This is a genomic window from Nocardiopsis sp. TSRI0078 (assembly GCF_001905145.1).
Taxonomy (GTDB): Bacteria; Actinomycetota; Actinomycetes; order Streptosporangiales; family Streptosporangiaceae; genus Nocardiopsis.
On the sequence record NZ_LWLB01000001.1, the window covers coordinates 266,147 to 291,951 of the forward strand.

Here is a 25,805-nt window from a genome sequence, read left to right on the forward strand (position 1 = left end):
CCGTCCTGCGGAGCGGGGCTCGGCGGCGGTGTCGGGTCACTGGTCTCCACGGAGCCAGTCAACCATCCGGGGGCAAGCGTCCGGCGGAGCGGCTCGGCGCGGAGCCGAAGTCGGACGAAGGATCGCTTTCCCGCTCCTATCCGGCGCCCCCTCGGCCACGCGCCTGGGCTAGGACGCGCCGGGCGGGTCGTCGCCCTCCTCGTCGTCGGGAATCCGGCAGGCGTACTCCAGGTAGAGGGCGGCGGCGAGCAGCAGGCCCGCGGACAGCGCCGTGCCCAGCGCGATGAGGAACACCCTCCAGTGGGTGGGCAGCACCAGTGTGTCCGACACCGACAGCGCCATCCCCGCGAAGAAGCCCAGCGCCAGCGAGGCGAACAGCGCGCTGGCCTTGGCCAGGGCGACCAGCCGGGCGGCGCTGAGCGGCTGCATCGGCTCGGTGCCCGGCTCCCGCCGGATACGCCGACGGGTCCGCCCGGCCGTGTAGGCCTCCGCCAGCGCGAGCAGCAGCAGGGTGGGGATCGCCGACCACGGCAGCGGCGGCAGCCCCGACAGGGAGTTGGTGAGCAGTACTCCCAGGAGGCCGCCGACCACCGCCAGCAGCGCGGGGACCCGCCACCCGGTGGGGTGCATCCTCCGCTCGTCGTCCTCCGGCATCAGCGCCCGTTCCCTTCGCCCGGCAGGCGCAGCCGCAGGTCCGCACGCCGGTGCAGCCGCTGCTCGCCCCCCTCGTCCTCCGCCGTCACCGCCGCCAGCAGGTCGGCGACCGGACCGCGGCCGGGCAGTTCCGCGCCGGGATCGGCGTCCAGCCACGGCCGGAGCACGAACGCCCGCAGGTGCGCACGCGGGTGCGGCAGGGTCAGCTCCGGGTCGTCGTCGCGCACGTCCCCGAACGCGATGACGTCCACGTCCAGCGTGCGCGGCCCCCACCGGACCTCGCGGACCCGGTCGAAGGCCCGTTCGGCGGCCCGGGCCCTCTCCAGCAGGGCCCGGGGACCGCCGTCGGTGTCCACGACGATGACCGCGTTGAGGAAGGCGCCCTGTTCGGGGCCGCCCACGGGCGCGGTCTCGTAGACGGCGGACACCGCCACCGGGACCGGCGCGTCCGCGCCGCCCAGCAGCGTGTCCACCGCGCCCTGGAGGGCCGCCATCCGGTCCCCGAGGTTGGACCCCAGGGAGAGCACGGCACGGGTCACGTCCGCACCCGCCGTTCGCTCCGGCCCCCGGGTCCGGTCGGCCCCTCCCGCCCCACGGGGTCCTCCGGGCCCCCGGGATCCCTGGGATCGCCGAGGTCGCCGGGCTCCCGCCGGCTCCGCGCTCCGCTCTCCCCGGGGTCCGACCGGTCCCGGCGGTCCCGGGTGACGGTGACCGCCACGTCCGCGAACTCGTGCTCGATGGGCGCCGACGGCTTGTGCACCGTCACCTCCACCCGTTCGACCAGCGGTTCGGCCAGGCACTCCGCGGCCAGCCGGTCGGCGAGGGTCTCGATCAGGTTGACCGGTTCCCCCGCCACGATCGCGGCCAGCCGGTCGGCGAGCAGACCGTAGTGCACGGTGTCGCCCACGTCGTCGGAGGCCGCGGCCGGGGCGGTGTCCAGGTGGAGTACCGCGTCGACCACGAAGTCCTGGCCCTCCCGGCGCTCGAAGTCGAACACGCCGTGGTGGCCGCGGGCCCGCAGTCCGCGGAGCGCGACGCGGTCACGCATCCTCGGCCTCTCCCTCGTCCTCCTCCATCAGCACCGGCGAGGCGTGGTGCGACCACAGCCGCCACCCCTGGTCGGTGTCCACGAACAGGTTGGTGGTCACCACCTGTCCGCCGGCGACGAATCCGGGGCTGTCCTCCTCCGCGGTCAGCACGTTCTCCTCGCACGTCACCATGGCGATGTCGCCGCCGACCCCGATGTGGGTCTCGGTGAGCACGTACTGGATGTAGGTGACGTTGGCCATGATCAGCGACCAGGCGCGCATGATCTCGGTGCGCCCGCGCAGCAGCGGCCAGCCGGGGTTCACGCACACCAGGTCGGGTGCCTCGTGCTCCTCCGCCCACACGCTGCGCATCAGGTCGATGTCGCCGTTCTCGATGGCGCTGTAGAACTGCGCGTTGGCCTCCGCCACGCGCTCCATGACCTCCTGGCGCGACTTCACAGGCCGCCCCGGTCCGCCGGCTCGGCACGCCCCTCGTCCAGGCCCGCTCCCCCGTCGGCCCACGCCGCGGCCACACGCACGGCGTCGGCGTTGGGACGCACGTCGTGGACCCTCACGGCCCACGCACCGCGGTCGGCGGCCAGGGTGGTGACGGCCGCGGTGGCCGCGTCGCACTCGGTGAACGGGCGGTCCCCGCCCTCGGGGTCGCCGAGCAGACGGCTCAGGAAGCGTTTGCGCGAACCGGCCACCAGCACCGGGCGGCCGAGTTCGTGGAAGCGTTCGAGGCTGTGGAGGAGTGCCCAGTTGTGGGCCTGCTCGGGGCGCTTGGAGAATCCCAGCCCGGGGTCCAGAACGATCTGGCCGGGGTCGACACCTGCACTGATCATGGCCTCCATACGGTCGCGGAGCTCATCGAGGACCTCCTGGACGACATCCGTGTACACGGCACGGCTCTGCATGTCATGACTATGCCCACGCCAGTGCATCAACACGTAGGCAACGCCGGAAGAAGCCACGAGCCTTGCCATGGCGGGGTCGGCCAGCCCGCCGCTGACGTCGTTGACGAGGACGGCCCCGGCCGCCACCGCCCTCTCCGCCACCTCGGCGCGCATGGTGTCCACGCTGACGGCGACACCGCGCTCGGCGAGTTCGCGCACGACCGGTTCGACCCTGCGCAGCTCCTCCTCCGCGGAGACGCGCTGCGCGCCGGGACGGGTGGACTCACCGCCCACGTCGACGATGTCGGCGCCCTCCTCGACCAGGCGCGTCCCGTGCTCGACCGCCCTGGCGGGATCGAACCAGGCGCCGCCGTCGGAGAAGGAGTCGGGGGTGACGTTGACGACCCCCATGACCAGGCACCGCCCGAGGTCGGGCAGGCCCGGAAGTGTGTGTTTCGGCCCCATAAGGATCACCCTACGCGTACGCCGAGGGGCGGGGGGAGCTGTCCCCCGCCCCTCGGCGCAGTGTTGGCGGCGCCATCCGTCCACAGGCTGTGGAGACCCCTGGCGGACGGGCCCCGCCGTGGGATCTCATGGATATAGGGGGGTTCCCACCCCGCCGGCGGCGTGCTGCCCGGATCCTGCCGGGAGCCCGGCCCCGGCACCCCTACCGGCGGTCGAGGATCAGGCTCATCGCCTCGGAACGGGTCCGGTCGCTGCTGCGGAAGATCCCCCGCACCGCGGAGGTGACGGTCTTGGCCCCGGGCTTGCGCACCCCGCGCATGGTCATGCACAGGTGCTCGGCCTCGATCACGACGATCACACCGCGCGGCTGGAGGTGGTCCATGATCGCGTCGGACACCTGCCCGGTGAGCCGCTCCTGCACCTGCGGGCGGCGCGCGTACACGTCCACCAGGCGGGCGAGCTTGCTCAGGCCGGTGATGCGCCCGTCGGCGCCGGGGATGTAGCCCACGTGCGCCACCCCGTAGAACGGCACCAGGTGGTGCTCGCACGTGGAGTAGAGCTCGATGTCCTTGACCAGGACCATCTCCTCGTGGTCCGCCTCGAACACCGTGGTGAGCACGTCACCGGGCTTTTGGCCCAGTCCCGCGAACTGCTCCTCGTAGGCTCTGGCGACCCGCTCGGGGGTCTTGGCCAGGCCGTCGCGGTCGGGGTCCTCGCCGATGGCGGTCAGGATCTCGCGGACGGCCCGCTCGATGCGCGGCCGGTCCACGGATCTGGGCGGCAGTTCGGTGTCGCTGCTCACGTTTGGTCTCCCTCGGTGCCGGCGGAGGATCCGGGCAGCTGCCCGCTGGTGGCGGAGGACTGGAACTCGGCGCCGTTGAGCCTGGCCAGTTCCTTCTTCGAACGCACCGGCGGCCGCTCGGAGGGCTGGCGCTTGCCGTAGCCGGTGTAGGAACCGCGGTTCGGGCGCTTGCGCACGGGCTCGAAGATCTCCAGCACCTGGCTCTTGCTCAGGGTCTCCTTCTCCAACAGGGCCACGACCAGGTCGTCCAGGACGTCCCGGTACTCGACGAGGATGTCGTAGGCCTCGTCGTGCGCGGACTCGATGAGGCGGCGCACCTCCTCGTCGATGATGGAGGCGATCTCCTCGGAGTACTCGCGGGCGTGCGACATCTCCCGGCCCAGGAACGGCTCGGTGTTGGAGGAGCCGAACTTGCGGGCGCCCAGGCGCTCGCTCATGCCGTACTCGGTGACCATGTTGCGGGCCAGCGTGGTGGCCTTGTCGATGTCGTTGCCCGCGCCGGTGGTGGGCTCGTGGAAGACGAGCTCCTCGGCCGCGCGGCCGCCGAGCATCATGGCGAGCTGGTCCATCATCTGCGAGCGGGACGTGAGGAACTTGTCCTCGGTCGGCACCGACATCGTGTAGCCGAGGGCGCGGCCGCGCGGCAGGATGGTGATCTTGTGCACCGGGTCGGCGTTGGGCAGCGCGTGGCCCACCAGGGCGTGGCCGCCCTCGTGGTAGGCGATGACCTTCTTCTCCTGGTCCGACATCACACGGGTCTTGCGCTCGGGGCCGGCCATGACCCGCTCGATGGCCTCCTCCAGGATGCCCTGGGTGATGACCTTCCTGTCGGCGCGTGCGGACAGGAGCGCGCCCTCGTTGATGACGTTGGCGAGGTCGGCGCCGGTCATCCCGGCGGTCTGGCGGGCGATGACGTTGAAGTCGACGTCGTCGGCCATGGGCTTGCCCTTGGCGTGGACCTTGAGGATGTCGCGGCGGCCGTCCATGTCGGGGCGGTCCACGACGACCTGCCGGTCGAAGCGGCCGGGGCGCAGCAGCGCCGGGTCGAGGATGTCGGGCCGGTTGGTGGCGGCGATGAGGATGACGCCGCCCTTGACGTCGAAGCCGTCCATCTCGACCAGCATCTGGTTGAGGGTCTGCTCGCGCTCGTCGTGCCCGCCGCCCATGCCGGCGCCGCGGTGGCGGCCCACGGCGTCGATCTCGTCGATGAAGATGATCGCGGGCGCGTTGGCCTTGGCCTGCTCGAACAGGTCGCGCACACGGGAGGCGCCGACACCGACGAACATCTCGACGAAGTCCGAGCCGGAGATGGAGTAGAACGGCACCCCGGCCTCGCCGGCGACGGCGCGGGCCAGCAGGGTCTTACCCGTGCCGGGCGGACCCATCAGGAGCACGCCCTTGGGGATCTTGGCGCCCATCGCCTGGAACTTGGCCGGGTTCTCCAGGAACTCCTTGATCTCGTGGAGCTCCTCGATGGCCTCGTCGGCTCCGGCGACGTCGGAGAAGGTGTTCTTGGGCGTGTCCTTGGTGATGAGCTTGGCCTTGGACTTGCCGAAGTTCATCACGCGCGAGCCGCCGCCCTGCATCTGGCTGAAGATGAACCAGAAGATGACGATGATGATGATCAGCGGCAGCAGGCTGAACAGGGCCGTGGTCCAGACCGGTGTGGTGGCGACCGAGACCTCGTAGGACTCGAGGCTGGTGTTCTCGCTGTCCAGGGAGGACTGGAGCATGTCCGCCAGCTGCAGGCCCTGGCCCTCGACCCAGTACGCCTCGTAGACCTCATCGTCGACCGTGGTCAGCACGATGCGCTGGTCGCGGTCGATGATCTCGGCGTTGTCCACCTTGTCCTGCTCGATGAGCTGGTGGACCTGCGAGATATCGGCTTCCTCGGGCTGGGGGCCGCCCCCGACGTCGAACACGCGGAAACCGATGATGAGCATGAGGCCGACGGCCAGGATCCATATCCACGGGCCGCGGAAAAAGCGCTTCAGATTCATGTGAGCGAAACCCTGTCGGGTCCGTCCCTCCTGACCAGGCCGCCCGCCCCAGAGGACTTTCCGAAGCAGGACCTAACGGACACGTGGCATCCCGCGCTGTCGCCGGGATATTCGACGGTACACCTCGCCCCGCCGGGCGGGCGTACCGCGCGGGAACGGACGGGGGCCGTCATGGGAGCAACGATCTCGTACCGTCGCGTTGTTCCCGCCCGCGGCCCGCGCCCGCCCCCGGCGGTCGGGGCTACTTCTCGTAGACGTGCGGTGCGAGTGTGCCGATGAACGGCAGGTTGCGGTACTTCTCGGCGTAGTCGAGGCCGTAGCCGATGATGAACTCGTTGGGCAGGTCGAAGCCGATGTACTTGACGTCGAGGTCGACCTCGAAGGCCAGCGGCTTGCGGACCATGGTGCAGACCTCCACCGAGCGGGGACCGCGCGACTTCAGGTTGCCGATCAGCCAGGACAGGGTCAGACCGGAGTCGATGACGTCCTCGACGATCAGGACGTCGCGGTCCTTGATGTCGGTCTCCAGGTCCTTGAGAATGCGGACCACTCCGGAGGACGTGGTGCCGGCCCCGTAGGAGGAGACGGCCATCCAGTCCATGGAGACGGGGGTGTGCAGCACTCGTGCGAGGTCGGCCATGACCATGACGGCGCCCTTGAGCACTCCGACGATGAGCAGGTCCTTGCCCGCGTAGTCCGCGTCGATCCGGGCGCCCATCTCCTCCAGGCGCGTCCTGATCTCTTCCTCGGTGACCAGGACCTTCTCCAGGTCCTGACCCATGTCCTTAGCGTCCACGCTCATGTCCTCGCTGCTGGGTTCCCCGTTTGCGGCAACCAGGATAAACGTGCCGAACGTGACGGCGACGCCGGACCGTAGCCGCGTCGTCCGGAAGCGGCGTGTCCGCGGGCGGGACACGCCGGGCGCGCGGAACCGTCACCCGAACCGGATCCGGCCCGCGACACGGCGGCCGCGCACACCGCCGGGCAGGTCGATGTGGGCCTGGCCACGCCACTCGGTGACCAGGCGGTCCAGCTCGTGCACGTGCCGGGCGGTCAGGGCGCTCGCCGGGCAGCCCGCGGCCAGCGCGGCGCGGCGCAGCACCCGGGTGCGCAGGGAGGCGGGGGCCGCCTCCAGCGGCGCCACCGCCAACTCCGGTCCGGCCGTGCCGCCGGGCACCTCTCCGGGCGCTTCCGCGGCCGCCTCGGTGTGCAGCTCGCCGGCGAGCAGGTCCAGGGTGTCGGCGTCGGCGCGCAGCATTCCGGCCGTGCGGGCGAGGGCGGCGGCGATCCCCGGGCCCAGTGCCCGCTCCAGGGCGGGCAGCGCCTGGTGGCGCACCCGGGAGCGGGCGAAGCGGGGGTCGAGGTTGTGCGGGTCCTCCCAGGCGTCCAGCCCCATCCGGTCGCAGGCCTCGCGCACGGTGGCGCGGTCCAGGTCGAGCAGGGGGCGCAGGTAGTGGCCGGCGCGCGGGGCCATCCCCGCCAGGGAGCGGGCACCGGAGCCGCGGGCCAGGCCCAGCAGGACCGTCTCGGCCTGGTCGTCGAGGGTGTGGCCGAGCAGGACCGCCGCCGGGGCGTGGTCGGCGACCGCGTCGTCCAGCGCCTCGTACCGGACCCGTCGGGCGGCCGCCTCGGGGCCGCCCCGTCCGGTGACCTCCACGGCGCGGACCAGGACCGGGTGGAGGCCGAGCCCGTGCAGGACCTTGGCCACCGACTCGGCACGCTCGCCCGAGCCCTCCTGGAGCCCGTGGTCGACGGTGACCGCCCCCGCGCGCCGACCCGCGCGCGGCGCCTCGAAGGCCACCGCCCCGGCCAGGGCCAGGGAGTCGGCGCCGCCGCTGCACGCCACCAGCGCCGTGGTGTCGGCGGGCAGGGCGGACAGTGCCCTGCGCACCGCCGACCGCACGGCCGCCACGGCGGGGTGCGGACCGCTCACTCGGTGATGGCGGCCGGGCGCACGACCCGGTTGATCCAGGCGCCGGGGTCGCGGATCTCCGCCAGGGTGGGCAGGGTCTCGCACGAGGTCCAGACCCTGTTGAACTCGGTCATGCCGACATCGGCCACCACCGCGCGGACGAAGGCGGCCCCCTCCTCGTACTGGCGCATCTTCATGTCCATGCCGAGCAGTTGGCGCATGATCCGGTCGATCGGGTTGACCGACTCGCGGCGCTTCTGGAAGCGGGCGCGGATGGTGGCGACCGTGGGCACCACCTCGGGTCCGACCGCGTCCATGACGAAGTCGCCGTGGCCCTCGGCCAGGCTCATGACCGCGGTGACCCGATCCATGATCTCCCGCTGCTCCGGGCTCTGGATGGCGGTGATGAGGTTGCCCTCGCCGTTGCCGCGGACGGCGTCGGCGACGGCCTCGCCCGCGGAGCGCAGCCTGCTGACGAGGTCGGCGGCGTCCAGCTCCGACGACAGCAGCAGCTCCTGCATGAGCTCCTGGACGTAGCCGCGCAGCCACGGCGTGGCCGTGAACTGCATGCGGTGGGTCTCCTCGTGCAGGCACACCCACAGGCGGAAGTCCCGGGAGTCGACGTCCATCTCGCGCTCGGTGTTGACGATGTTGGGCGCCACCAGGGTCAGACGGCCGGTCGGCAGGCTGCCGTCGGGGTCCGGCGGCAGGAAGAGCTCGTACTGGCCGAGGACCTTCCCCGCCAGGTAGGACAGCACCGCTCCGAGCTGCATCCCGGTGATCCGGGAGCCGACCGCGCTCGTCAGGTTCGCGGACGGGCTGTTGCCCGCCCGGTCGGCGCCCATCTGTTCGAGTACGGGTTCGATGACCACTCGAAACCCGTCGACGTTGGCCCGAATCCAGCCGGGGCGGTCCACGACGACCGCCGGGCCCACTGGTTCGAGGGGGTTCATTCCGGTGAATTCGCGCACATGCCCGGCCGCCACGGTGGAGAGCTCGCGCAACTGCACCACGGCCTGCCGCGCGTCGGACAGGTCCACCTGCGGCCCAGGGCGCACGAGGCGAACGCCGGTGTTGACGGCTACGTCCCAGTCGATCACAGTCACACCGCCACCCTACCCGCGCAGGACGGGAGGGCACGGGGATCAGGGACGTAATTCCGGGTCCCGCCCGGGATGCCCCCGAGAGTGCCCGGATCCGCGCCCGCCGGGCCGTATCCGGCTCAGGGACCCGCGCTCAGGAGCAGCCGCACTGGCTGAGCGCGGCGGCGAGGGGGTCCAGGCGGAGGCCGTCGGCCAGCGGGTGGTTGGCCATGAAGGCGAAGAAGTACGTGTTGCCCTCCTGGTCGTGGACGCTCCCTGCCAGTGTGCTCACACCGTTCAGGGTGCCGGTCTTGCCGCGTACCAGCCCGGCCCCCTCGTGCGCGGAGGAGTACGGGGAGTAGCGGCCCCCCTTGGCCAGGGTCCCCGTGGAGTTGGCCGTGGGCAGGCCGGTGAGGGCGGCGTTGAGTTCGGGGTGCTCGCTGCTCGCGGCCAGTCGCAGCACCTCGACCAGGGCACGCGGCGTGATCTCGTTCTTCGTGCTCAGCCCGCTGTTGTCGGACAGCCGCACCCCCTCGACGCCCAGGTCCTCCATGACCTGGTGGGTGGCCCCGGTCGCGCCCGCGAAGGTGGACTCGTGGCCGGTCTCGACCGCGGCGGCGCGGGCCATGGCCTCGGCCATGATGTTGTCGCTGGACAGCATCATGTTCTCGACCAGCACGGACATCGGGGCCGACGCCACCGAGGCGATCGGGTCTCCCGCGGCGGTGGCGGGGACGGGCTCCCCCTCGACCGCGATCCCGGCCTTCTCCAGCTGCTCCGCGAACGCGCGGGCCGCGTGCACCGACGGCTCGGTCGAACGCGAGCCGTAGCCCCTGGCCTCGGGGGAGACCCGGCCGGAGTCGGTCATCAGTGCGGTGACGGGGGCGGCGTTCCCCTCGGGGATGTAGTTGGGCTTCCAGCCCGGAGGCGTGGTGGGCCCGGTGAACAGCGAGTCGTCGTAACCCAGGGAGACGGTGTCGATCCCCTCCGCCACCAGGGCGTCGGCGGTGCGTCCGGCCAGCTCCTCCAGAGTGGCTACCTGCGGGTAAGCTGCGGAGTCGGCGGTCGCGGTCAGTGTCGCGTCGCCTCCGCCGCGCAGGACCACCCGGCCCCGGCCGGGATCGAGGTGGGCCCCGGTGCGCAGCACGTGGTCGGGGCCGAGGGCGTCCAGTACGGCGACGGCCGTGACGATCTTCGTGGTCGACGCCGGGGTCACGAGTGTGTCCGGGTTCTGTTCGAAGAGGGGTTCACCGGTGGCGCCGTCGACGACGAAACCGGAGAGGCCCTCCTCGATCCCCGAGGCCGACATGGGATCATCGAGGACGTCCGCGATCCGTTCCGGGTCCGCCGGAGTCGAGGCCGCGGGTTCCGCCGCCGCCACGCCCTCGGCGTCCGTGACCGGGTGTGGCACCGCGGGAAGCGGTCGGGCCTCGATCACGTCGAGGGCGACGAACCCGGTGACCAGCACGAATATGTTGAGCAGGGCCAGCGCTAGGAGCGCCTCGCCTCGTACCCGTCGCACCCGGGGCACCTGCCCTTCCTTCGGTGTCGCGGCCTGACGTTGTAGATATACGGCGACATTAGTCGCATTGGGAGCCGAGATCAGCATGGAATTCGACGTTACGATCGAGATCCCCAAGGGGGAGCGCAACAAGTACGAGGTGGACCACGAGACCGGCCGGATCCGTCTCGACCGCATGCTGTTCACCTCCACGACCTACCCCGCCGACTACGGGTTCGTCGAGGGGACCCTCGGCGAGGACGGTGACCCCCTGGACGCCCTCGTCCTGCTCAAGGCCCCGACCTTCCCGGGCTGCCTCATCCGGGCCCGTGCCATCGGCATGTTCCGCATGCGCGACGAGGCGGGGGGCGACGACAAGCTGCTCTGCGTTCCGGCGACGGACCCGCGCCAGGAGCACCTGCGTGACATTCACCACGTGAACGAGTTCGAGCGTCTGGAGATCGAGCACTTCTTCACGGTGTACAAGGACCTGGAGCCCGGCAAGTCCGTGGAGGGCGCCACCTGGGTCGGCCGCCACGAGGCCGAGCAGGAGATCGTGTCCTCGGTCAAGCGCGCCGAGGAGGCCGGGGCGCACGGCGACCCCTCGCACATCTCCGACCTCAAGGAGAGCGAGTAGGCACCGGCACGCTCGGTTCCGTGGTGACGGCGGCCCGGCGGGGATCCCCGCCGGGCCGTGGTGTGTCCGGGGGCGGGACTCCGGCCCGCGGAAGGCCTCAGCCCCCGTCGGGAGGACGGCGCTCCGGGCCCCGGGGGGTGTCCGGGTACGGCTCCGGAGCCGCCGACCCCAGGGCGCGGGTGCGCAGCCACAGCAGCACGAAGGTGAGCACGGCCAGCGTCGTGACCAGGACGGCCGCCCCGGGGCCGAGGAAGCCGAGCGCCATCACCCCGGCAGCCGTGGTGACGAGCGCGCGTACCAGCACGCGCGCCCACAGCCCCGGTGTCTCGGGGTTCAACTGCGCCTTCTGGGGACGGATGCCATAACGGCCGCTCCTGTCACTACGGCTAGGGGGAGGACGCCCTTTCCCGCGCCTCCGCACGCCGTACTCGGGTTCCACATGTCACCACCGCGGGACACCGCCCGCGGCACACCCGGAAAGTACCGGGTCGGGGGAACCGACACACAGGCTCGCCGGACCACCGCTTGACTCCTCCCGGACTTTGCTGATCTCCTTACACCCATGTATCCGCACACCCGCACCGACGCCATGGCTCGTACGGCCCCCGGGGCCTCCAGCCGCCTGGCCCGTGCGGCGTGTCCGTGTTGTCGTCGCTGAGCCCTCCGGCGTTCCACGCCACCGCTCACCGAGTGCCCTTCCGCGCCGTCCGCTCCACCGTGTGGTCCGGCCGCGAGGCACATCCCGCAGGGTGATCTCCGTCTCCACACGCGCGTGTGGCGCCGCCCCTGCCGCCCCGGCGCACCGGGGCCCGCCAGACGACATCCGCGCGCTCCCGCTTCCGGGGCGCGCACACGTGAAGGATCCTCTCACGATGCCCCAGCGCACTCTCTCCAGCACCGCCGTCCTGCCCCTGCCCGCGCCCGGAACCGCCACCCGGCCCTCCGTACGGACCCCGGGAGTCTCCCTGGAGGGCATCGGCGACGTGGTGGACGCCGGACGACGCTCCGGCTACGCCCACCTGGGCGAGCGCCGCCTGCCGACCGTCGGGCGCCTGGCGGCCGCCGCCCGCGGCGCCGCCGCGGCCCTGGGCGTGAACACCCTGTGGCCGGCCCGGCGGGGGCACTGGCAGCCCGCCCCGCGCGCCGCCCGCCGCCACGCGGGCGGCAGGCTCCGCGTGGCCGCCGTGGCGCTCGAACCCAACAGCTTCGTGTCCGGCCCCGCGCCGCGTTCCGCCCGGCCGCACGGAATGGAGGTGCTGTACCTGGTCAGCGGCCGCGCCCACCTGATCACCTCGGCTCCCGACGGTCAGATGCGCTCGGCGTCCGAGCTCGCCGCGGACCGGGTCCGGGTGATGGGCGCGGCCGGGGGTCCCGGACAGGGCGGCCACTTCCTGGTGAACACCGGCGACGAGGTGGCCATGGTGGTCCGCGTGACCGCCTGAGCGTCCGCCCGGGTGCGGGAGGTCACTCATCCGAGCCCCGTTCCGCGGCGGCCGCGCGCAGGGCGGAGTCGACCGCCTCGACCGATCTGAGGACCCCCGCCATGCGCTGCCCCTCGGCGAGGTAGGCGTTCATCACCTGGTCCAGGGCGTGCGTGGGCAGGTGGTCGCGCAGGTCGATCCGCGCCGTGCGGTATCCCTCCCGGGCGGCCTCCAGTGCCGAGGAGACGTACTGGCGGGCCAGTCGGGAGAGGGCCACGGGGTGGCGCCGCAGAACACCGTGCAGCCGGTAGTCGGCGGGCACGTGGTCGAACAGCCACACCAGGGCCGTCTCCTCGAAGGAGTCCGACCCGGGAGGGTGGACGCTCGCGGGCCAGTCCGGAGTCAGCGACTGATCGGGCATGCCTCCCAGCATACCCCTTCTTCGAAAACGTGTTCGATACGACCGTGGATCAGTCCACCGTCCCCGAGGCCTCGGACGCGCCTCCCCCGGACGTCCCCTCCTCGGCCGACTGCCGTCTTTCCAGTTCCACCCGGAGGGCGTACTCCGCGGCGTCCACGGCGGCACGCGCCGTGATGGCGTTCGTGTGCGCCCGGTCGACCTCGTCCAGCAGGATGCAGTCGAAGGAGACCCGGGCGTCGTGGATGGCGGCTTCCAGTTGACGTGATGCCTCTTCCAGACTCATGTCCTTCCCATCCCCAGAAGTCGGCACTTGCACACACGGGCCACATGTGTCTCCGCACGCGTTCGCCTCCGGACTGTCACCGGCCCGTTCTACGATGTTCCCGAATCGTCGCTGTTCGCGGCAGTGCCGACCATCCGGCCCGAGAGGAACCCATGCGCAACCGCTACCCCGGGACATGCACCGACTGCCAGGCCGCGGTCGGCGTCGGCGAGGGTGTCGTCGTCAGGGAGGGCGGCCGCTGGCGCACCTACTGCGCCGAGCACGAGCCGCGCCCGACCCCTCCCGCCCGGGGCGACCACCCGGGATGGCACACCTCCCCCCTCCTGGGCTTCGACTCCGAGACCTCCTCCCGCGACCCCGACACCGCCTTCCTGGTGTCGGCCGCGCTGGTGGACCGCGAGGGCAAGGCCCGCACCTGGCTGGTGGACCCCGGCCCCCGGGAGATCCCGGCGGACGCCGTCGCCGTCCACGGGATCAGCACGGAGCGGGCACGCGCCGAGGGGCGCCCGGCCGCGGAGTGCCTGGAGGAGATCGGCCAGGCGCTGGCCGACCACCTCGCCGCCGGCCAGGGGCTGGTCGTATTCAACGCCCCCTACGACCTCCGCGTGCTCTCCGGCGAGCTGGCTCGGCACGGGCTGCCGTCGCTGGCGGAGCGCCTGGGCGGCCCCCCGGCGCCCGTGGTGGACCCCCTGGTGATCGACCGGGGTGTGGAGCCCTACCGCAGGGGCAAGCGCAACCTGGGCGCCATGTGCGAGTACTACGGGGTGGAGCTGACCGACGCCCACACCGCCTCCGCCGACGCCTCCGCCGCGCTGGCCCTGGCCGAGGAGGTCGGCGCCCGGCATCCGGAGCTGGCCTCGGTCGGCCTCCCCGAACTGCACCAGCGGCAGATCGACTGGTCCCTCGCCTTCGCCCGCAACCGCCAGGAGTGGCTGGACCGCAACAGACCCGACCACGGGACCGTGGTGGACGGCACCTGGCCCTGATCCGCGGCGGTCCGGGAGGGCCTCCGTGCCGCCGCGGCCGAAGCGGCCGCCTTCTCGGGCGCCTCCGCCGCGTGCGAGCCTCACATGCGGGTAGGGCTCCTGACCGAACGCACGTCTTCGGAGGTCGACATGGTCTACTTCATCCTGGTGCTTTTGGCGATATGGCTGATCCTGGCCATCCTCGGCATGGTCATCAAGGGCCTGCTCTGGCTCACCGTCATCGGCGCCGTCCTGTTCGTGGCCACCGCCGTGTGGGGATGGGTCCAGAACCGGCAGCGCCTCTGAGCACCCCGGCGGCACCGGCGGCCCCGTTCCGGCGCCCGGTGCGGCCGGGACGCCGGCACACCCCGGTGCGGTCAGGCACCGGACGGCCGGTCCCGGGGGGCCGGTCCCGGACGGTCGTCCCCGGGGGCCCGTGTCCGCGGCTCCCAGGGCTCCAGGACCCCGTCGTCCTCGCCGATGCCGGCGACGATCCCGCGGGCACGGGCCTCATCGACGTCGATCCGCCCACGCACCGTCCGCACCGCCTCCTCGCCCCGGCCCAGGGCGACCAGCTCCCTGACCCGAGCGCACAGGGACGGCGGCAGCCCGCCCGGCTCGCGGAGCGCGGGAACGTATCCGCCCACCTGCGGAACCGGTTCCACCGGCGGCTCGGGCACCGGGGACTCCGTCGCCGTGGCCGGACCGTCCGCGCGGGTGAGGACCCAGCGCAGCACGTAGGAGCCGCCTCCCAGCACCAGAAGAGCCCCTGATAACGCGAACAACATGAACATCAAGCTCATATCGTGCGCCTACCCACGTTCCCGGCGGTACACATCCGGCGACCGACGCGCTGGGAGGGGCATCGGCAAGACGCCGCCGGAGGGGCGTGAGGCCCTCGAAACACAGCGGGCCCGCCCGGGCGAGCCGGGCGGGCCTGGTGTCGGAGCCGCCTGTCGGAATCGAACCGACGACCTATTCATTACGAGTGAATCGCTCTGCCGACTGAGCTAAGGCGGCACCGCGCCGCGTGCCACACGCGGCGAAGCGGTCACCAGTCTAGCGCCTTCGCGGAGTGCCGGATACACGTCCGCCGCACCCGGCTTCAATCCGTCTCCCTCCTCCTGCGGGGCCACCACGGCCGCAGCGCCCAGCCGCCGATCGCCAGGCCCACGAGGACCACGCCGGCCGTCATGACCCACTCGTTGGACCCCTCGGGCCCGTACACCCGGCTGGCCGCCCCGATGTCGATCGCCTCGGTCGGCTCCCCGATGGGGCAGGTCTCCCTGTCGCGCCCGTAGAGGTAGACGTCGGCGCGCTCGGCGCCCCCCGCGTCGGGGGCGTAGGAGCCGTAGCAGGTGCACGACTCGTGCCCCGGGTGCTGGACGCAGTCCAGCCGGGAGGCGGTGAACGTCCCCGGTTCCCCCTCGGCACGGGCCGCGCGCAGGCTCCGGTCGATGTTGGAGGCCCCCATGTAGACCACGAGGGCGGCCAGCAGGACCAGCACCACGGTGAACGCCCCGCCCTGGCCCCGCCGACCGGCGCTCAACTCCGCACCTGTTCCGGTTCGTCGGCGCAGGGACAGTTCATCGCCTCGCGCTCCCGCTCGTTGGGCCGCGCGTGCAGGTACATGGCGACGACCATCGGCACGAAGACGAGCGAGTTGTAGAGCAGGTGCAGTTCCACCCGCGGGATCAGCAGCTGGATGAGGCTCGTCGGCGCCTCACCCCCGGCGATGTTGACCCCGCTCATGGCCTGGACGAGGAGCAGCAGGTGTTCGAAGTGGTGCCAGACCTGGATGAACAGGGACGCGATCCACCAGACCCTCGCCCTGCCGACGAAGCCCGGAAGCAGGAGGAGCAGACCGGCCAGCATGATGAGGGCGTAGCCGTAGTGCATCCACTCCGAGGTGACGAGCCAGGGGAAGGGCATGCCGAGGAGGCCGCGGGCCTCCGGTACCGGCCAGTCCATCACGTAGATCTGGACGGCCTGGACGATGTGCTCGGCCCAGTGCGCGAGCACGATCACCAGGAACAGGCGCATGCACAGCCGGTGGCGGCCGGTGTTCGTCACCTCCATGCACATGCGGTAGTAGTCGACGAGGCTCCAGCGCTCCGCCGGAGGGGCCTCCTTCTCCGTGGGCATCGGTCTCCCTTCCTTGTTCGGACGTCAACGGTCGGCGGCCCGGACCTCGGCGGGCGCCCCGGGAGCCGTGGCCGCCCCGCCTCCCCGGGGGAACCAGGGGGCGCACACCAGGACCAGGCCGCGTAGCGCACAGGTGATGACGAGGGCGAAGAAGAGGCCGAAGACGACGTGCAGGCTGACCAGGAGCCCGTACACCGCGGCCGTGGTCAGGCCGAAGACCATCTGGTTGCGCGGCTTCGAGGGCGTCGTCCCCGGGTCGGTGATCATGTAGTTGGTGAAGAGGATGAAGGCCACACCGGTCAGGGGCATCAGCGCCGCGACGAGCATGTGGTCGAGGACGAGCCAGCGCAGGACGGCCTGGAGGACGAATCCCCCCACCCAGCCGAGGATCAGGGGCCAGCGCTTGGTCAGGTTGACGTTGAGCATGGTCCCGGCCATGAGGATCCCGAGGGGGATCAGCCAGTCCACGGTGCCGAAGGCGTTGTTGGTGAAGTGGTAGGGCGGCGCGATCCCGACCCACGGGAAGAGGAGCAGGGTCACCGCGATCCCGAGGTTGGAGGGGTTGAGGAAGTGCCTCCTGCGCCCCCCGACCGGGATACGGAAGACGTACTTGCTGCTCACGGCGATGGAGACCGCGAACAGGTAGGGCCACAGCGACGTGTTGCCCCACAGGAGCATCGCGCACGCCAGTCCCGCGATGTGGGTGGGCAGCAGGTAGTCGATCGCCGCTCCGGCCCCGCCCATGTACTGGGGGCGGCGCCCCGCGGCGCGGGCGTCCATGGTCTCCAGCAGGAGGTCGAGCGCGTAGCCGAACAGCACCGCGGCGATGGGCGTGATGGGCGACTGCTCGAAGCCCAGGAGGAAGTGGCCGACGACGGTGAACACCGTGATGGACGTGGCGAACATGCGCAGCGCCTTCACGCGCCTGTCCACCGGGGGCTTGGCTGCGGGTTCGGCCGGGGCGGGTGTCCCGGTCCATCCTCCCGCGGCGCCGGCGTGCCGCTCTTCGTCGGGTCTGGTCACAGTCATCGGACAACCGCCGTTCCGTCGTCGTCGAGGAGGATGGTGTGGTTTCCGGGGTCGATCCGCAGGCGCGCGGTGTGCTCCGCACCCGAGCCGTCCCTCCAGGAGACGGTGACCGACGTCCCGCCCCGCTGCGCCGCGAGGTGGACGAGGCCGTCCGACACGCCCACGTGGCCGTTGGCCGGGTAGAGCTGGCGGATCTGGGCCGGGAGCGCCCCGGAGCCCTCCGTCCTGACGGAGGCGCCGACCGCCGGGGTGAGCGCCCCGTCACCGGCCGCCCCCGGGCGCACGAGGCGCAGCACGGTGCCCGGTGCGGGGTCGGGCGCGGTGTTCAACAGCAGGCGCGAGTCCTCCCACTGGTTGGCGACCAGCACGTCCAGGAGTCCGTCGCCGTTGACGTCACCGAAGGCGAAGGCCCTCGTGACGTCGTACTCGGCGATCCCCACCGCGTCGGCGAGGTCGTCGTAGCGTCCGTCCCCGCCGCGCACCCAGAAGGGGTTGGTCTCGTGCCCTGACAGGTCGTCGCCCTCGGCGAAGTTCGGCCAGACCCCCGGGTACTTGAGCAGCTGGTCGTTGCCCATGGCGATCTCCTGGAGCTCGGGCCAGCGCGTGTTCTCGCCCTTGAGGAAGCCCGTGGCCTGGAACAGCTCCTCCGTGCCGTCGTTGTCGAAGTCGCCCGCCTTGACGTCCCACGACCATCCGCTTCGCGCCAGCCCCAGCCGCTCGCTGTCCTCCTCGAAGGGCACCTCTCCCTCCAGGAGGTCGGAGCCCTCCCCGTCCGGAACGAAGGCGAAGTTGCTCTCGTGGAGCGCGTAGGGGCTGGTGATGTTGCTGACGACCATCATCGGCAGCTCCGAGCCGTCCACGTAGGTGAAGGCGACGCCCATGCCCTTGAAGGACCCGTTGCCCAGGACCTGGGACTTGGGCGTGACCATGTCGCGGTCGCCCTTGACCAGCTCCAGACTGACCTCGCCGGGGGTGGAGCGGTTGACCAGGAGGCTGTCGTTACCGAAGTCGTTGCCCAGGTAGATGTCGGGGACCCCGTTCCCGGACAGGTCCTGGAAGCCGATCGCCAGCGTCCAGGCTGTCGCGGCCCGTTCCGGGAGCGCCGTGCTCGCGTCGGTCACCGAGGGCGGCGTGTCCGCCTCTCCCGTCGGCTCCGTGAGCAGGAGCCGGTTGTGTCCGGCGTTGGTGGCCAGACCCATGCTCTGCTGCATCTCCATACGGGTCTCGTCGTCCGCCTCCGGGTCCAGGACACGGGCGCCGTCGGGGAAGTAGTTGCCGACGAGGACGTCGAGGCTGCCGGATCCGTCCAGGTCGGCGACGTTCAGAGCGGTCGTGTTCCAGACCTGCATCGGCTCCACGAGCTCGTGTGCGGTGAAGCTCTCCGCCGCGGGGACGGCCCCGGGCTCCGCCGTGTTCGTGAACAGGACCGGGGAACGGCCCCAGTAGTAGACGATGACGTCCAGGTCGCCGTCCTCGTCCATGTCGGCGGGGACGCAGCCCATCGGCGCCATCGTGTGGTCGTAGGGCAGGCCCTCCGGGAGCAGCTCGACCACCGGGTAGTCGGCCTCGCCGCTCCCCGGGGAGTTGCGCAGGGTGACGCTGTCGTCCCTGGGATCGATCAGGCAGGCGTCCGCGGACTTGCCGAGGCCGCGCAGGTCGAGGAGTGCTCCCCCGGCGCCGACCGAGGAGATCCACCCCACGAAGTGTTCCAGGTCGGGCGCCACCTCCCTCTCGTGGCGGGCGCCGTCGGGTTCGGAGTTGAGGGCGAGCGTCTCGAAGGCGAAGGGCGCGGCCCGTTCGGCCTCCTCGGACTCACTGGCGGAGGGCCGGACGGTGAGGATGCCGAGGGCACCCACCATCGCCGTGACCAGCGCCAGCGTCGCCACACGGTATATGGACCCCATATGAGGTTCTCCCGGTTCAGAAGGGGTTGGACGTGTACGGGGCGGAGGGGGCACGTGCCCGTACCGCCCTTGCGGTCATCCGGTCGGGGCGGTTCCGGACCGGCTGGGCTCGTTCCTGTCCTCGTCCGAGGCGGTCCTCGTCCGCAGGACCCGGAGGGCCGACGCGGGGGCGAGGAGTCTCTGGGGCGGGTCCACCAGGCCGATCACGCGGAGGAACGCCTCGGAGAGCCGCGCGTCGCCGTGCGCGGCGTGGCGCAGCCGGTCCAGGTAGGCGTTGACGAAGCGGACCATCGGCGTTCGGCGCCCCTGGACGCCGGGGAAGGCGAGGTCGCCGCCGACGGCGATCGACCATGCCGGGTCGAGCGCCCGTGCGGTGGCGCGGAAGAAGGCGGCGGGCGTGATCCGCGCGCCGTCGCGGAGGTGGTCCCTGAGGACTCTCGCCTGGAGGGCCGCCATCGTCATCCCCTGGCCGTAGACGGGGTTGAAGGTGCAGGCCGCGTCGCCCACCACGAGCAGGCCCGACGGAAGGCGGCGCATCCTCTCGTACCTTCGGCGGACACTGGCGGGAAAGCGGAAGGTGGCCGCCTCCCCCAGCGGCTCGGCGTCCCTGATCGCCTCGTGGACGTCGGGGACGGGCAGGGACCGCGTGTAGTCGAGGAAGCCCTCCAGGTCGGCGGGCGGGGTCTCCCCCAGCACTCCCGTGAGCGAAACGCCGCACCGGTCCTCTCCCAGCGTGGTCAGGAACGCGCCCCTGGGATGGGCCGGGGTGGCGACCGGGTTGACGGACACGTCCCCGCCGAAGGGATCGGACCTGAGCCGGAACCTGCGGGTGGTGTAGGCGAGCCCGATCTTCACCCGCTCCTCCGGGACCCTCCCGTAGCCCATCGACTCCAGCCACACCGGTGCGCGCGAGCCCCTGCCCGTGGCGTCCACCACCAGGTCGGCGGAGAGCACCCGCTCGGGGCCGCCGTCGCGCGCCTGGACGCGGACACCGGTGACCCGGGAGGCCCCGGGGTCGTGGACCGGGGAAACGACGTCCGTTCCCTGGAGGAACTCCGTGTTCGGGAGCCTCTCGACGCGCGAACGCACGTGGGACTCCAGCACGGCCCGGTCCCCGCCCACCACCACCAGGCCCGTGCGCACGGGGGCCAACCTGCGGCCGTTGAAGTACCAGCGCAGCTGGCCGCCCAGGTCGCCCATGGGAACGCCGGCGGCGAGCATGTCCTCGGTCAGCCCCGGCATGAGCTCCTCCGCCATGAGCTGGCCGTTGGCGAGCAGGCCGTGCACATGGTGGCCCTGCGGAACCCCGCGCCGGGGGGACTCCGTACCCAGGACCTCGTCCCGGTCCACCAGGACGACCCTTTCGTGGACGCGTGAGAGGACGTACGCGGAGAACAGGCCGGCGATGCTCGCGCCGAGCACCACGGCTGTCCCCCTCCGGGCTCCGGTCATGATGGACGCCTCCCTGCGGAGTGAATTCGGGAAAAGGGTGTTCATCGAAACTCCTGCCGGTCGAATGTCGCACCTGTTCCGCCGGGAACGCACCTTCGGAATTGCGGTACCGGCTTTCGGGGGGAATTTTCCGGTCGGGCAATCCAGAAGATGCAGCCCGCACAGAAATGCCGTGACTATGAGCTCGCGCCGATATTTCTTCCGCAGCCAGGTCCACGAGGAGGACGACCATGTCCCGAGAAACGACGGCCCGGAACGGAGGCCCTTCCGTGTCCGGGAGGGGCTCGGCGGCGACGATCCTCGCCGAGGCGGGTGTGGAGGAGGACCCCGAGTACCACCGGGACTTCCCGAGCGACCTGGAGAGGGAGGTGCTCACCGTCCCCCAGCTGATCCAGGGCGCCTGGCTGGCCAACGACGCGGACTTCTTCGCCTCCGTCTTCACACCCGACGGGAGCCTGCTCATCCAGGACGAGGAGCTGGCCGACCGCGAGGAGATCCGCGCGTTCATGGCGGCCGGGTTCGACGGGGCGCTGCGCGGTGCCCACGTCTCGGGGTGGCCGCTGGCCATGCGCTTCCTGGATCCCGACACGGCGCTCGTGGTCACGCAGGGAGGCATCGTCCTCGCCGGCGAGGACTCGGTCGCGCCCGAACGGGAGATCCGGGCCGTGTGGGTGGTGGTGCGCAGGTCCGGCCGATGGCACCTCATGTCCCACCAGAGCAGCCCCATCAGGGGATGAGCCGCGAACACGAGACACGAGCAGAGAAGGAGACCCGCATGACGACCGACAGCCCTCCCCAGAAGGGGACGTTCTCCCCCGACCGCCCCTCACCGGCGCGTATGTACGACTACTTCCTCCACGGGACCGACAACTTCCCCGTGGACAGGGCCGCCGCCGACCAGGTGATCGAAAGGCTCGGCGTCACGTTGACCCGGTCGGTGGTGTGGGAGAACCGGCACTTCCTGGTCAGGACCGTTCGCCACCTCGCCGCCGAGTACGGCGTCAGGCAGTTCATCGACGTCGGGGCCGGGCTGCCCAGCGTCGACAACACCCACCAGGCCGCGCACTCGGTCGATCCGCAGGCGCGTGTCCTCTACGTGGACAACGACCCGATCGTGGCCGAGCACGGCGAACGCCTGCTGAAGGGCGCGGGGGAGAGGGCGCGGGTCCTCACTGCGGACCTGCGTGAGCCGGAGGCGATCCTGGACAGCCCCGTCACACGGGACCTCATCGACCTCTCACAGCCGGTCGGCCTGCTCTTCATCGCGGTCTTCCACTTCGTGAAGCCGGAGGAGGACCCCAGGGACATCATGGCGCGGTTCCGTGAACGGCTCGCGCCCGGCTCCTGCATGGCCCTGTCCCACCTGTCCTCGGGCGACTCTCCCGAGGAGGAGCAGCGCCTGATGCAGGACACGTACAAGAACTCCCCCGCCCCGATGATCTACCGCACCCCCGAGGAGATCGGCTCCCTGTTCGACGGGTTCGAACTCCTGTCCCCCGGGCTGGTGCCCCCCGGACTGTGGCGCCCGGACTCCGGTCGGGGCGAGTCCACGAAACGCTTCCTGAGCGGCGTCGGCCGGCTCGCCTGAAAACTCGACACCACCCCTTCCGACGATGTGGAACGGATCCATGAGAGTCGTCTTCTGCCTCTGGCCCAACGCCGCCCACCTGTACCCGCTCGTCCCCCTCGCCTGGGCCCTCCAGGCCTCGGGGCACGAGGTCCGCGTCGCCTCGCACCACGCGCTCCGGGAGAAGACCGTCGCGGTGGGACTGCCCGCGGTCTCCGTGGGGGACCCGGACATGGTCCCCATGGGGCCGGGAAACCCCTATCCCGAAGAGCGCGACCTGATGGCCTCGCTCACCTCAGCCCTGGCCCCGGGCCGGGACGAGCGCGACCCCTGGGACGTGTTCACCCACTTCATGCTGCCCTCCATCTGGGACTTCTCCCCCATGGGCCGGGACGACGACGGCCGGTTCCGCGCGGTGGACGACCTGGTCGACTTCGCCCGGGACTGGAAGCCGGACCTCGTCGTCTGGGACCCCTGCTTCCCCATCGGAGCGGTGGCCGCCGCCGCGAGCGGCGCCGCCCACGCCCGGATGCTCTGGGGCCAGGACTACTTCGGCTGGAGCCGCTCCCTGTTCGGGTCACGGAACGCGGCCGGAACGGCGACGGAGTTCGAGGAGCCGCTGTCCGCGTCGGTCCGTCCGAGCGCTGAGCGGCACGGCGTCGAGGTCGACGAGGAACTGCTCCTCGGCCATTGGACGCTGGACCCGCTCCCCGAGGCCCTGCGCCTGCCCACCGACACCCTGACCGTCCCGGTCCGGTGGGTCCCGTACGCCGGGCAGACCCCCGTCCCCGAGTGGCTGCGCGCGAACGCCGGAAGGCCGCGCGTCGCGCTGTCGCTGGGACTGTCCCAGCGCATGTACCTCAAGGGGGGCTGGGGACACGTCCCCGACCTTCTGGACGCGCTCGGGGGGCTCGACGTGGACGTCGTGGCGACCCTGGACGCGACCCAGCTCGAGAACGCGCGCGTGCCCGCCAACGTCCGCACCGTCGACTACCTCCCGCTCAACCAGCTGCTACCGACGTGTGAGGCGCTCATCCACCACGGGGGCGTGGGCACCTTCGCGGCAGCGGCCTCCCTGGGGGTGCCGCAGCTGATCACCGACTCCGACGACGAGCACGGCGTCGTCTCCGCGCCCGGTGAGGGGATGGAGGCGTCCAAGCACGTGGAGTCCTCGATCACCGCCGGATACGTCACCTCGCGCAACGCGGGCCTGCGCCTGGACCACAGGACCGAGACGGTCGAGGACATCAGGGAGAACCTGCGCAGAGTCCTGAAGGACCCGCTCTTCCGGCGCGGCGCCGACCGTGTCCGCGGCGAGGTCCTCGCCGCGCCCGCCCCCTCCTCCGTGGTGCCGGTCCTGGAGGAGCTGACGGCGCTGCACAAGGGCACGTCATGATCAACGTGTTCCAGCCGAGCCTGGGTCGGGAGGAGCTGACCGCCCTCGAGGACGTGTTCGCGGACTCCTGGCCCGGGCTCGGCCCCCGGACCACCGCCTTCGAGGAGGCGTTCGCCTCCCACCTGGGAGTGGACCCGCGCACCGTGGTGTTCGTCAACTCGGCCACCTCGGGCCTCTTCCTCGCCGTGGAGCTGCTGGGGCTCGGCCCCGGGGACGACGTGGTGCTCCCGAGCGTGAGCTTCGTGGGCGCGGCGAACGCCGTGTGCGCGGCCGGCGCCCGCCCCGTGTTCTGCGACGTGGACCCCCGCACCCTGAACCCGTCCGCGGACGATGTGGAGCGGGCCCTGACCGACCGGACGCGGGCTGTGGTGCTCCTGCACTACGGCGGCCTGCCGGGCGACGTCGAGGCCGTCTCCCGGCTGTGCCGCGAACGCGGCGTCCAGCTCGTGGAGGACGCCGCGTGCGCCGTGGCCTCACGGGTGGGCGACCGTGCCTGCGGAACCTTCGGGGACGTCGCGGTGTGGAGCTTCGACTCGATGAAGCTCCTCACCACCGGTGACGGCGGAATGGTCCTGTTCCGGGACCCCGAGGAGGCGGACCGCGCCAGGCGGCTGGCCTACCACGGGCTCCGCCACGCCAGCGGGATGAGCGCGTCACGTTCCGTCTCCCGCAGGTGGTGGGACCTGGACGTGGAGGGGTTCGGCAGGAGGATCGTCGGCAACGACCTGACGGCGGCGATCGGACTCGTCCAGCTCGGCAGGCTCCCGGAGTTCGTGGAACGCCGGAGGCGCGTCGCGGACGCCTACGACAGGCTGCTCGCCGGCGCGGAGGGAGTGGAGGCCCCGCCCCCGGTCCCTGAGGGGCACACCTCGTCCCACTACTTCCACTGGGTGCGCCTGGACCCCGAGGACAGGGACCGCGTGGCCGCCGAACTCCTGGAGAGGGGCGTCTACACCACCTTCCGCTACGCGCCCCTGCACCGTGTCCCCGCCTACGGGTCGGAGGGCCTCCGGCTGCCGGGGGCGGAGGAGGCGGCGGAACGCACCCTGCTCCTCCCCCAGCACCAGGGGCTCTCCGACGCGGACGTCGAGCGGGTCGCGAAGGAGCTGACCGCCGCGGTCGGGCGCCGCTCCCCCGAACGGCGTGGGAGGCGGTGATGCGGGCCCTGGTCCTGGCCGGCGGCACGGGTTCCCGCATGCGCCCGCTCAGCCACACCCTCCCCAAGCAGCTGGTCCCCGTCGCCGGGCGCCCGGTCCTGGAACACGCGATCCTCGGCATCCGTGAGCTGGGGATCACGGACGTGGGGGTGGTGACCGGGAACGGAGCCGCCCTGGTCCGGAGGAGCCTCGGCGACGGTGGCCGGCTGGGCGTACGCCTGACCTACGTCCACCAGGGCAGGCCCCGGGGACTGGCCGACTGCGTCAGGGCGGCGCGGGACTTCCTGGCGGACGAGGACTTCGTGCTCTACCTGGGCGACAACCTGCTCCCGTCCGGCGTCCGGGGGCTCGCCGAGGAGTTCCGTGCCCGGGGATCGGACGCTCACCTGGCCGTACAGCGTGTCGCCGACCCCGGTGCCTTCGGCGTCGTCCAGATGGGCGCGGACGGCAAGGTCGAACGGTTGGTGGAAAAGCCCACCGAACCGGTGAGCGACCTGGCGGTGATCGGCGTCTACTTCTTCTCTCCCGCCGTCCACGACGCGGTCCGGGCCATCGTGCCCAGCCGGAGGGGAGAGCTGGAGATCACCGACGCCGTCCAGTGGCTGCTGGAGCGGGGTTACGGCGTGAGCGCCGGTGAGTACGGGGGTTTCTGGTCGGACGTGGGCCGCCCGGAGGACGTCCTGACCGGTAACCGGCACGTCCTTGGCCTGCTCGCCCCGGCCGCCCCGGAGGGGAGCGTCGACGCGGCCAGCCGGGTCGAGGGCGCCGTCCGTGTCGGGAGGGGCGCGCGCGTGGTCCGTTCCACCGTGTCCGGACCCGCGGTGATCGGCCCCGGCACCGTCGTGGAGGACTCCGCCGTGGGCCCCGGGACGTCGATCGGCTCGCACTGCTCGCTGTACGGGGCCGACGTGGCGGACAGCGTGGTCATGGACGGCACACGGATCAGCGGCCCCGCCCCCCTGCGGGGGTCCCTGGTCGGACGCGAGTCGGTGATCCTCTCCCCGCGGACGGCACTTCCCGCCGACCGGCGTCTCGTCGTCGGCGACCACACCCAGATCGACATGGGCTGCTGAGGCAGCACGAGCACA

The 25,805-nt window shown here is 71.8% G+C and carries 28 protein-coding genes, 1 tRNA gene and 1 pseudogene; 9 read left to right on the forward strand and 21 right to left on the reverse strand.

The window, feature by feature from the left end; all coding sequences use genetic code 11:
* Nucleotides 1-168 precede the first annotated feature (168 nt).
* The 11 genes and pseudogenes from A6A08_RS01240 to dacB all read right to left on the reverse strand — a co-directional run bounded on the left by A6A08_RS01240 (nucleotide 169) and on the right by dacB (nucleotide 10,361).
* Nucleotides 169-654 carry a DUF3180 domain-containing protein gene (locus tag A6A08_RS01240; protein WP_073700625.1) on the reverse strand — a complete coding sequence of 162 codons (486 nt, stop codon included), beginning with the start codon at nucleotides 652-654 and terminating at the stop codon, nucleotides 169-171.
* On the reverse strand, nucleotides 654-1,193 hold the full coding sequence (gene folK / locus A6A08_RS28460; protein WP_242422046.1) for a 2-amino-4-hydroxy-6-hydroxymethyldihydropteridine diphosphokinase: 540 nt from the start codon (nucleotides 1,191-1,193) through the stop codon (nucleotides 654-656). Before folK ends, A6A08_RS01240 begins: the two co-directional genes overlap by 1 nt.
* A gap of 149 nt (nucleotides 1,194-1,342) precedes the next feature.
* Nucleotides 1,343-1,702, reverse strand: a pseudogene (folB, locus tag A6A08_RS28465) (dihydroneopterin aldolase); the annotation flags it as partial.
* Nucleotides 1,695-2,141 (reverse strand): nuclear transport factor 2 family protein, encoded by a 447-nt coding sequence (locus tag A6A08_RS01250; protein ID WP_073700626.1) that lies wholly within the window; start codon nucleotides 2,139-2,141, stop codon nucleotides 1,695-1,697. The gene A6A08_RS01250 and the pseudogene folB, both read right to left, overlap by 8 nt.
* Complete coding sequence (folP, locus tag A6A08_RS01255) at nucleotides 2,138-3,043, reverse strand: dihydropteroate synthase (RefSeq protein ID WP_242422048.1); 906 nt, start codon at nucleotides 3,041-3,043, stop codon at nucleotides 2,138-2,140. Before folP ends, A6A08_RS01250 begins: the two co-directional genes overlap by 4 nt.
* A gap of 202 nt (nucleotides 3,044-3,245) precedes the next feature.
* Nucleotides 3,246-3,845 carry a GTP cyclohydrolase I FolE gene (folE, locus tag A6A08_RS01260; protein ID WP_073700627.1) on the reverse strand — a complete coding sequence of 200 codons (600 nt, stop codon included), beginning with the start codon at nucleotides 3,843-3,845 and terminating at the stop codon, nucleotides 3,246-3,248.
* On the reverse strand, nucleotides 3,842-5,845 hold the full coding sequence (ftsH, locus tag A6A08_RS01265; RefSeq protein WP_073700628.1) for an ATP-dependent zinc metalloprotease FtsH: 2,004 nt from the start codon (nucleotides 5,843-5,845) through the stop codon (nucleotides 3,842-3,844). The genes folE and ftsH overlap by 4 nt, the downstream gene beginning before the upstream one ends.
* A gap of 241 nt (nucleotides 5,846-6,086) precedes the next feature.
* Entirely contained in the window at nucleotides 6,087-6,641 is a 555-nt protein-coding gene (gene hpt / locus A6A08_RS01270) for a hypoxanthine phosphoribosyltransferase (RefSeq protein WP_199866824.1), read from the reverse strand.
* Between the two features lie 138 nt (nucleotides 6,642-6,779).
* Nucleotides 6,780-7,778 carry a tRNA lysidine(34) synthetase TilS gene (gene tilS, locus A6A08_RS01275; protein WP_073700630.1) on the reverse strand — a complete coding sequence of 333 codons (999 nt, stop codon included), beginning with the start codon at nucleotides 7,776-7,778 and terminating at the stop codon, nucleotides 6,780-6,782.
* Complete coding sequence (locus A6A08_RS01280) at nucleotides 7,775-8,857, reverse strand: zinc-dependent metalloprotease (protein WP_073700631.1); 1,083 nt, start codon at nucleotides 8,855-8,857, stop codon at nucleotides 7,775-7,777. The genes tilS and A6A08_RS01280 overlap by 4 nt, the downstream gene beginning before the upstream one ends.
* 136 nt (nucleotides 8,858-8,993) lie before the next feature.
* Nucleotides 8,994-10,361, reverse strand: a complete 1,368-nt coding sequence (gene dacB / locus A6A08_RS01285) for a D-alanyl-D-alanine carboxypeptidase/D-alanyl-D-alanine-endopeptidase (protein WP_073701043.1) — start codon at nucleotides 10,359-10,361, stop codon at nucleotides 8,994-8,996.
* Between the two features lie 85 nt (nucleotides 10,362-10,446).
* On the opposite strand from dacB, the gene A6A08_RS01290 reads away from it, so the two are divergent.
* Nucleotides 10,447-10,977: an inorganic diphosphatase gene (locus A6A08_RS01290; RefSeq protein ID WP_199866804.1), complete on the forward strand. Its 531-nt coding sequence runs from the start codon at nucleotides 10,447-10,449 to the stop codon at nucleotides 10,975-10,977.
* A gap of 97 nt (nucleotides 10,978-11,074) precedes the next feature.
* Here the strand turns inward: A6A08_RS01290 and A6A08_RS01295 are convergent, their stop codons facing one another.
* Complete coding sequence (locus A6A08_RS01295; RefSeq protein ID WP_143181628.1) at nucleotides 11,075-11,314, reverse strand: hypothetical protein; 240 nt, start codon at nucleotides 11,312-11,314, stop codon at nucleotides 11,075-11,077.
* 535 nt (nucleotides 11,315-11,849) lie between these two features.
* On the opposite strand from A6A08_RS01295, the gene A6A08_RS01300 reads away from it, so the two are divergent.
* Nucleotides 11,850-12,419: a hypothetical protein gene (locus tag A6A08_RS01300; RefSeq protein ID WP_073700633.1), complete on the forward strand. Its 570-nt coding sequence runs from the start codon at nucleotides 11,850-11,852 to the stop codon at nucleotides 12,417-12,419.
* A 22-nt stretch (nucleotides 12,420-12,441) separates the two neighbouring features.
* Here the strand turns inward: A6A08_RS01300 and A6A08_RS01305 are convergent, their stop codons facing one another.
* Together A6A08_RS01305 and A6A08_RS01310 are read right to left on the reverse strand one after the other, a co-directional pair.
* Nucleotides 12,442-12,831 carry a hypothetical protein gene (locus A6A08_RS01305; RefSeq protein WP_199866805.1) on the reverse strand — a complete coding sequence of 130 codons (390 nt, stop codon included), beginning with the start codon at nucleotides 12,829-12,831 and terminating at the stop codon, nucleotides 12,442-12,444.
* Between the two features lie 37 nt (nucleotides 12,832-12,868).
* Nucleotides 12,869-13,102 carry a hypothetical protein gene (locus A6A08_RS01310; protein WP_073700634.1) on the reverse strand — a complete coding sequence of 78 codons (234 nt, stop codon included), beginning with the start codon at nucleotides 13,100-13,102 and terminating at the stop codon, nucleotides 12,869-12,871.
* A gap of 152 nt (nucleotides 13,103-13,254) precedes the next feature.
* Here A6A08_RS01310 and A6A08_RS01315 point away from each other — a divergent pair, with 152 nt between their 5' ends.
* Together A6A08_RS01315 and A6A08_RS28095 are read left to right on the forward strand one after the other, a co-directional pair.
* Complete coding sequence (locus tag A6A08_RS01315) at nucleotides 13,255-14,088, forward strand: exonuclease domain-containing protein (protein WP_073700635.1); 834 nt, start codon at nucleotides 13,255-13,257, stop codon at nucleotides 14,086-14,088.
* 129 nt (nucleotides 14,089-14,217) lie between these two features.
* Nucleotides 14,218-14,373: a hypothetical protein gene (locus A6A08_RS28095; RefSeq protein WP_199866806.1), complete on the forward strand. Its 156-nt coding sequence runs from the start codon at nucleotides 14,218-14,220 to the stop codon at nucleotides 14,371-14,373.
* A 71-nt stretch (nucleotides 14,374-14,444) separates the two neighbouring features.
* Here A6A08_RS28095 and A6A08_RS01320 read toward each other — a convergent pair whose 3' ends face one another.
* The 7 genes from A6A08_RS01320 to A6A08_RS01350 all read right to left on the reverse strand — a co-directional run bounded on the left by A6A08_RS01320 (nucleotide 14,445) and on the right by A6A08_RS01350 (nucleotide 20,642).
* Nucleotides 14,445-14,870 carry a hypothetical protein gene (locus A6A08_RS01320; RefSeq protein ID WP_338013109.1) on the reverse strand — a complete coding sequence of 142 codons (426 nt, stop codon included), beginning with the start codon at nucleotides 14,868-14,870 and terminating at the stop codon, nucleotides 14,445-14,447.
* A 144-nt stretch (nucleotides 14,871-15,014) separates the two neighbouring features.
* A tRNA-Thr gene (locus tag A6A08_RS01325) sits at nucleotides 15,015-15,087 on the reverse strand.
* A gap of 85 nt (nucleotides 15,088-15,172) precedes the next feature.
* Nucleotides 15,173-15,616: a hypothetical protein gene (locus tag A6A08_RS01330; protein WP_083608710.1), complete on the reverse strand. Its 444-nt coding sequence runs from the start codon at nucleotides 15,614-15,616 to the stop codon at nucleotides 15,173-15,175.
* Complete coding sequence (locus A6A08_RS01335) at nucleotides 15,613-16,212, reverse strand: hypothetical protein (RefSeq protein WP_199866807.1); 600 nt, start codon at nucleotides 16,210-16,212, stop codon at nucleotides 15,613-15,615. The genes A6A08_RS01330 and A6A08_RS01335 overlap by 4 nt, the downstream gene beginning before the upstream one ends.
* A gap of 24 nt (nucleotides 16,213-16,236) precedes the next feature.
* The gene (locus A6A08_RS01340) at nucleotides 16,237-17,241 is read right to left on the reverse strand and encodes an RnfABCDGE type electron transport complex subunit D (RefSeq protein WP_073700638.1); all 1,005 of its coding nucleotides are present in this window, start codon (nucleotides 17,239-17,241) and stop codon (nucleotides 16,237-16,239) included.
* Nucleotides 17,238-19,127: a VCBS repeat-containing protein gene (locus A6A08_RS01345; protein WP_242422049.1), complete on the reverse strand. Its 1,890-nt coding sequence runs from the start codon at nucleotides 19,125-19,127 to the stop codon at nucleotides 17,238-17,240. Before A6A08_RS01345 ends, A6A08_RS01340 begins: the two co-directional genes overlap by 4 nt.
* 93 nt (nucleotides 19,128-19,220) lie before the next feature.
* Complete coding sequence (locus A6A08_RS01350) at nucleotides 19,221-20,642, reverse strand: NAD(P)/FAD-dependent oxidoreductase (protein WP_242422050.1); 1,422 nt, start codon at nucleotides 20,640-20,642, stop codon at nucleotides 19,221-19,223.
* A gap of 224 nt (nucleotides 20,643-20,866) precedes the next feature.
* Here A6A08_RS01350 and A6A08_RS01355 point away from each other — a divergent pair, with 224 nt between their 5' ends.
* The 5 genes from A6A08_RS01355 to A6A08_RS01375 are packed head-to-tail and all read left to right on the forward strand — an operon-like array spanning nucleotide 20,867 to nucleotide 25,790.
* Nucleotides 20,867-21,334: an SgcJ/EcaC family oxidoreductase gene (locus A6A08_RS01355; protein WP_199866808.1), complete on the forward strand. Its 468-nt coding sequence runs from the start codon at nucleotides 20,867-20,869 to the stop codon at nucleotides 21,332-21,334.
* Nucleotides 21,335-21,372: 38 nt separating this feature from the next.
* A complete protein-coding gene (locus tag A6A08_RS01360) occupies nucleotides 21,373-22,185 on the forward strand; it encodes an SAM-dependent methyltransferase (protein WP_073700642.1) in 813 nt (270 codons plus the stop codon).
* 40 nt (nucleotides 22,186-22,225) lie between these two features.
* Complete coding sequence (locus tag A6A08_RS01365) at nucleotides 22,226-23,560, forward strand: nucleotide disphospho-sugar-binding domain-containing protein (RefSeq protein WP_073700643.1); 1,335 nt, start codon at nucleotides 22,226-22,228, stop codon at nucleotides 23,558-23,560.
* Complete coding sequence (locus A6A08_RS01370) at nucleotides 23,557-24,717, forward strand: DegT/DnrJ/EryC1/StrS aminotransferase family protein (protein WP_073700644.1); 1,161 nt, start codon at nucleotides 23,557-23,559, stop codon at nucleotides 24,715-24,717. The genes A6A08_RS01365 and A6A08_RS01370 overlap by 4 nt, the downstream gene beginning before the upstream one ends.
* Nucleotides 24,717-25,790 (forward strand): glucose-1-phosphate thymidylyltransferase, encoded by a 1,074-nt coding sequence (locus A6A08_RS01375; RefSeq protein ID WP_073700645.1) that lies wholly within the window; start codon nucleotides 24,717-24,719, stop codon nucleotides 25,788-25,790. The genes A6A08_RS01370 and A6A08_RS01375 overlap by 1 nt, the downstream gene beginning before the upstream one ends.
* Nucleotides 25,791-25,805 lie beyond the last annotated feature (15 nt).

Coding starts and splice junctions, on each gene's coding strand:
- A6A08_RS01240 (WP_073700625.1), bottom strand. CDS start 654: ATGCCGGAGGACGACGAGCGGAGGATGCACCCCACCGGGTGGCGGGTC.
- folP (WP_242422048.1), bottom strand. CDS start 3,043: ATGGGGCCGAAACACACACTTCCGGGCCTGCCCGACCTCGGGCGGTGC.
- ftsH (WP_073700628.1), bottom strand. CDS start 5,845: ATGAATCTGAAGCGCTTTTTCCGCGGCCCGTGGATATGGATCCTGGCC.
- A6A08_RS01290 (WP_199866804.1), top strand. CDS start 10,447: ATGGAATTCGACGTTACGATCGAGATCCCCAAGGGGGAGCGCAACAAG.
- A6A08_RS01300 (WP_073700633.1), top strand. CDS start 11,850: ATGCCCCAGCGCACTCTCTCCAGCACCGCCGTCCTGCCCCTGCCCGCG.
- A6A08_RS01305 (WP_199866805.1), bottom strand. CDS start 12,831: ATGCTGGGAGGCATGCCCGATCAGTCGCTGACTCCGGACTGGCCCGCG.
- A6A08_RS01310 (WP_073700634.1), bottom strand. CDS start 13,102: ATGAGTCTGGAAGAGGCATCACGTCAACTGGAAGCCGCCATCCACGAC.
- A6A08_RS01315 (WP_073700635.1), top strand. CDS start 13,255: ATGCGCAACCGCTACCCCGGGACATGCACCGACTGCCAGGCCGCGGTC.
- A6A08_RS28095 (WP_199866806.1), top strand. CDS start 14,218: ATGGTCTACTTCATCCTGGTGCTTTTGGCGATATGGCTGATCCTGGCC.
- A6A08_RS01320 (WP_338013109.1), bottom strand. CDS start 14,870: ATGAGCTTGATGTTCATGTTGTTCGCGTTATCAGGGGCTCTTCTGGTG.
- A6A08_RS01335 (WP_199866807.1), bottom strand. CDS start 16,212: ATGCCCACGGAGAAGGAGGCCCCTCCGGCGGAGCGCTGGAGCCTCGTC.
- A6A08_RS01340 (WP_073700638.1), bottom strand. CDS start 17,241: ATGACTGTGACCAGACCCGACGAAGAGCGGCACGCCGGCGCCGCGGGA.
- A6A08_RS01350 (WP_242422050.1), bottom strand. CDS start 20,642: ATGAACACCCTTTTCCCGAATTCACTCCGCAGGGAGGCGTCCATCATG.
- A6A08_RS01360 (WP_073700642.1), top strand. CDS start 21,373: ATGACGACCGACAGCCCTCCCCAGAAGGGGACGTTCTCCCCCGACCGC.
- A6A08_RS01365 (WP_073700643.1), top strand. CDS start 22,226: ATGAGAGTCGTCTTCTGCCTCTGGCCCAACGCCGCCCACCTGTACCCG.
- A6A08_RS01370 (WP_073700644.1), top strand. CDS start 23,557: ATGATCAACGTGTTCCAGCCGAGCCTGGGTCGGGAGGAGCTGACCGCC.
- A6A08_RS01375 (WP_073700645.1), top strand. CDS start 24,717: ATGCGGGCCCTGGTCCTGGCCGGCGGCACGGGTTCCCGCATGCGCCCG.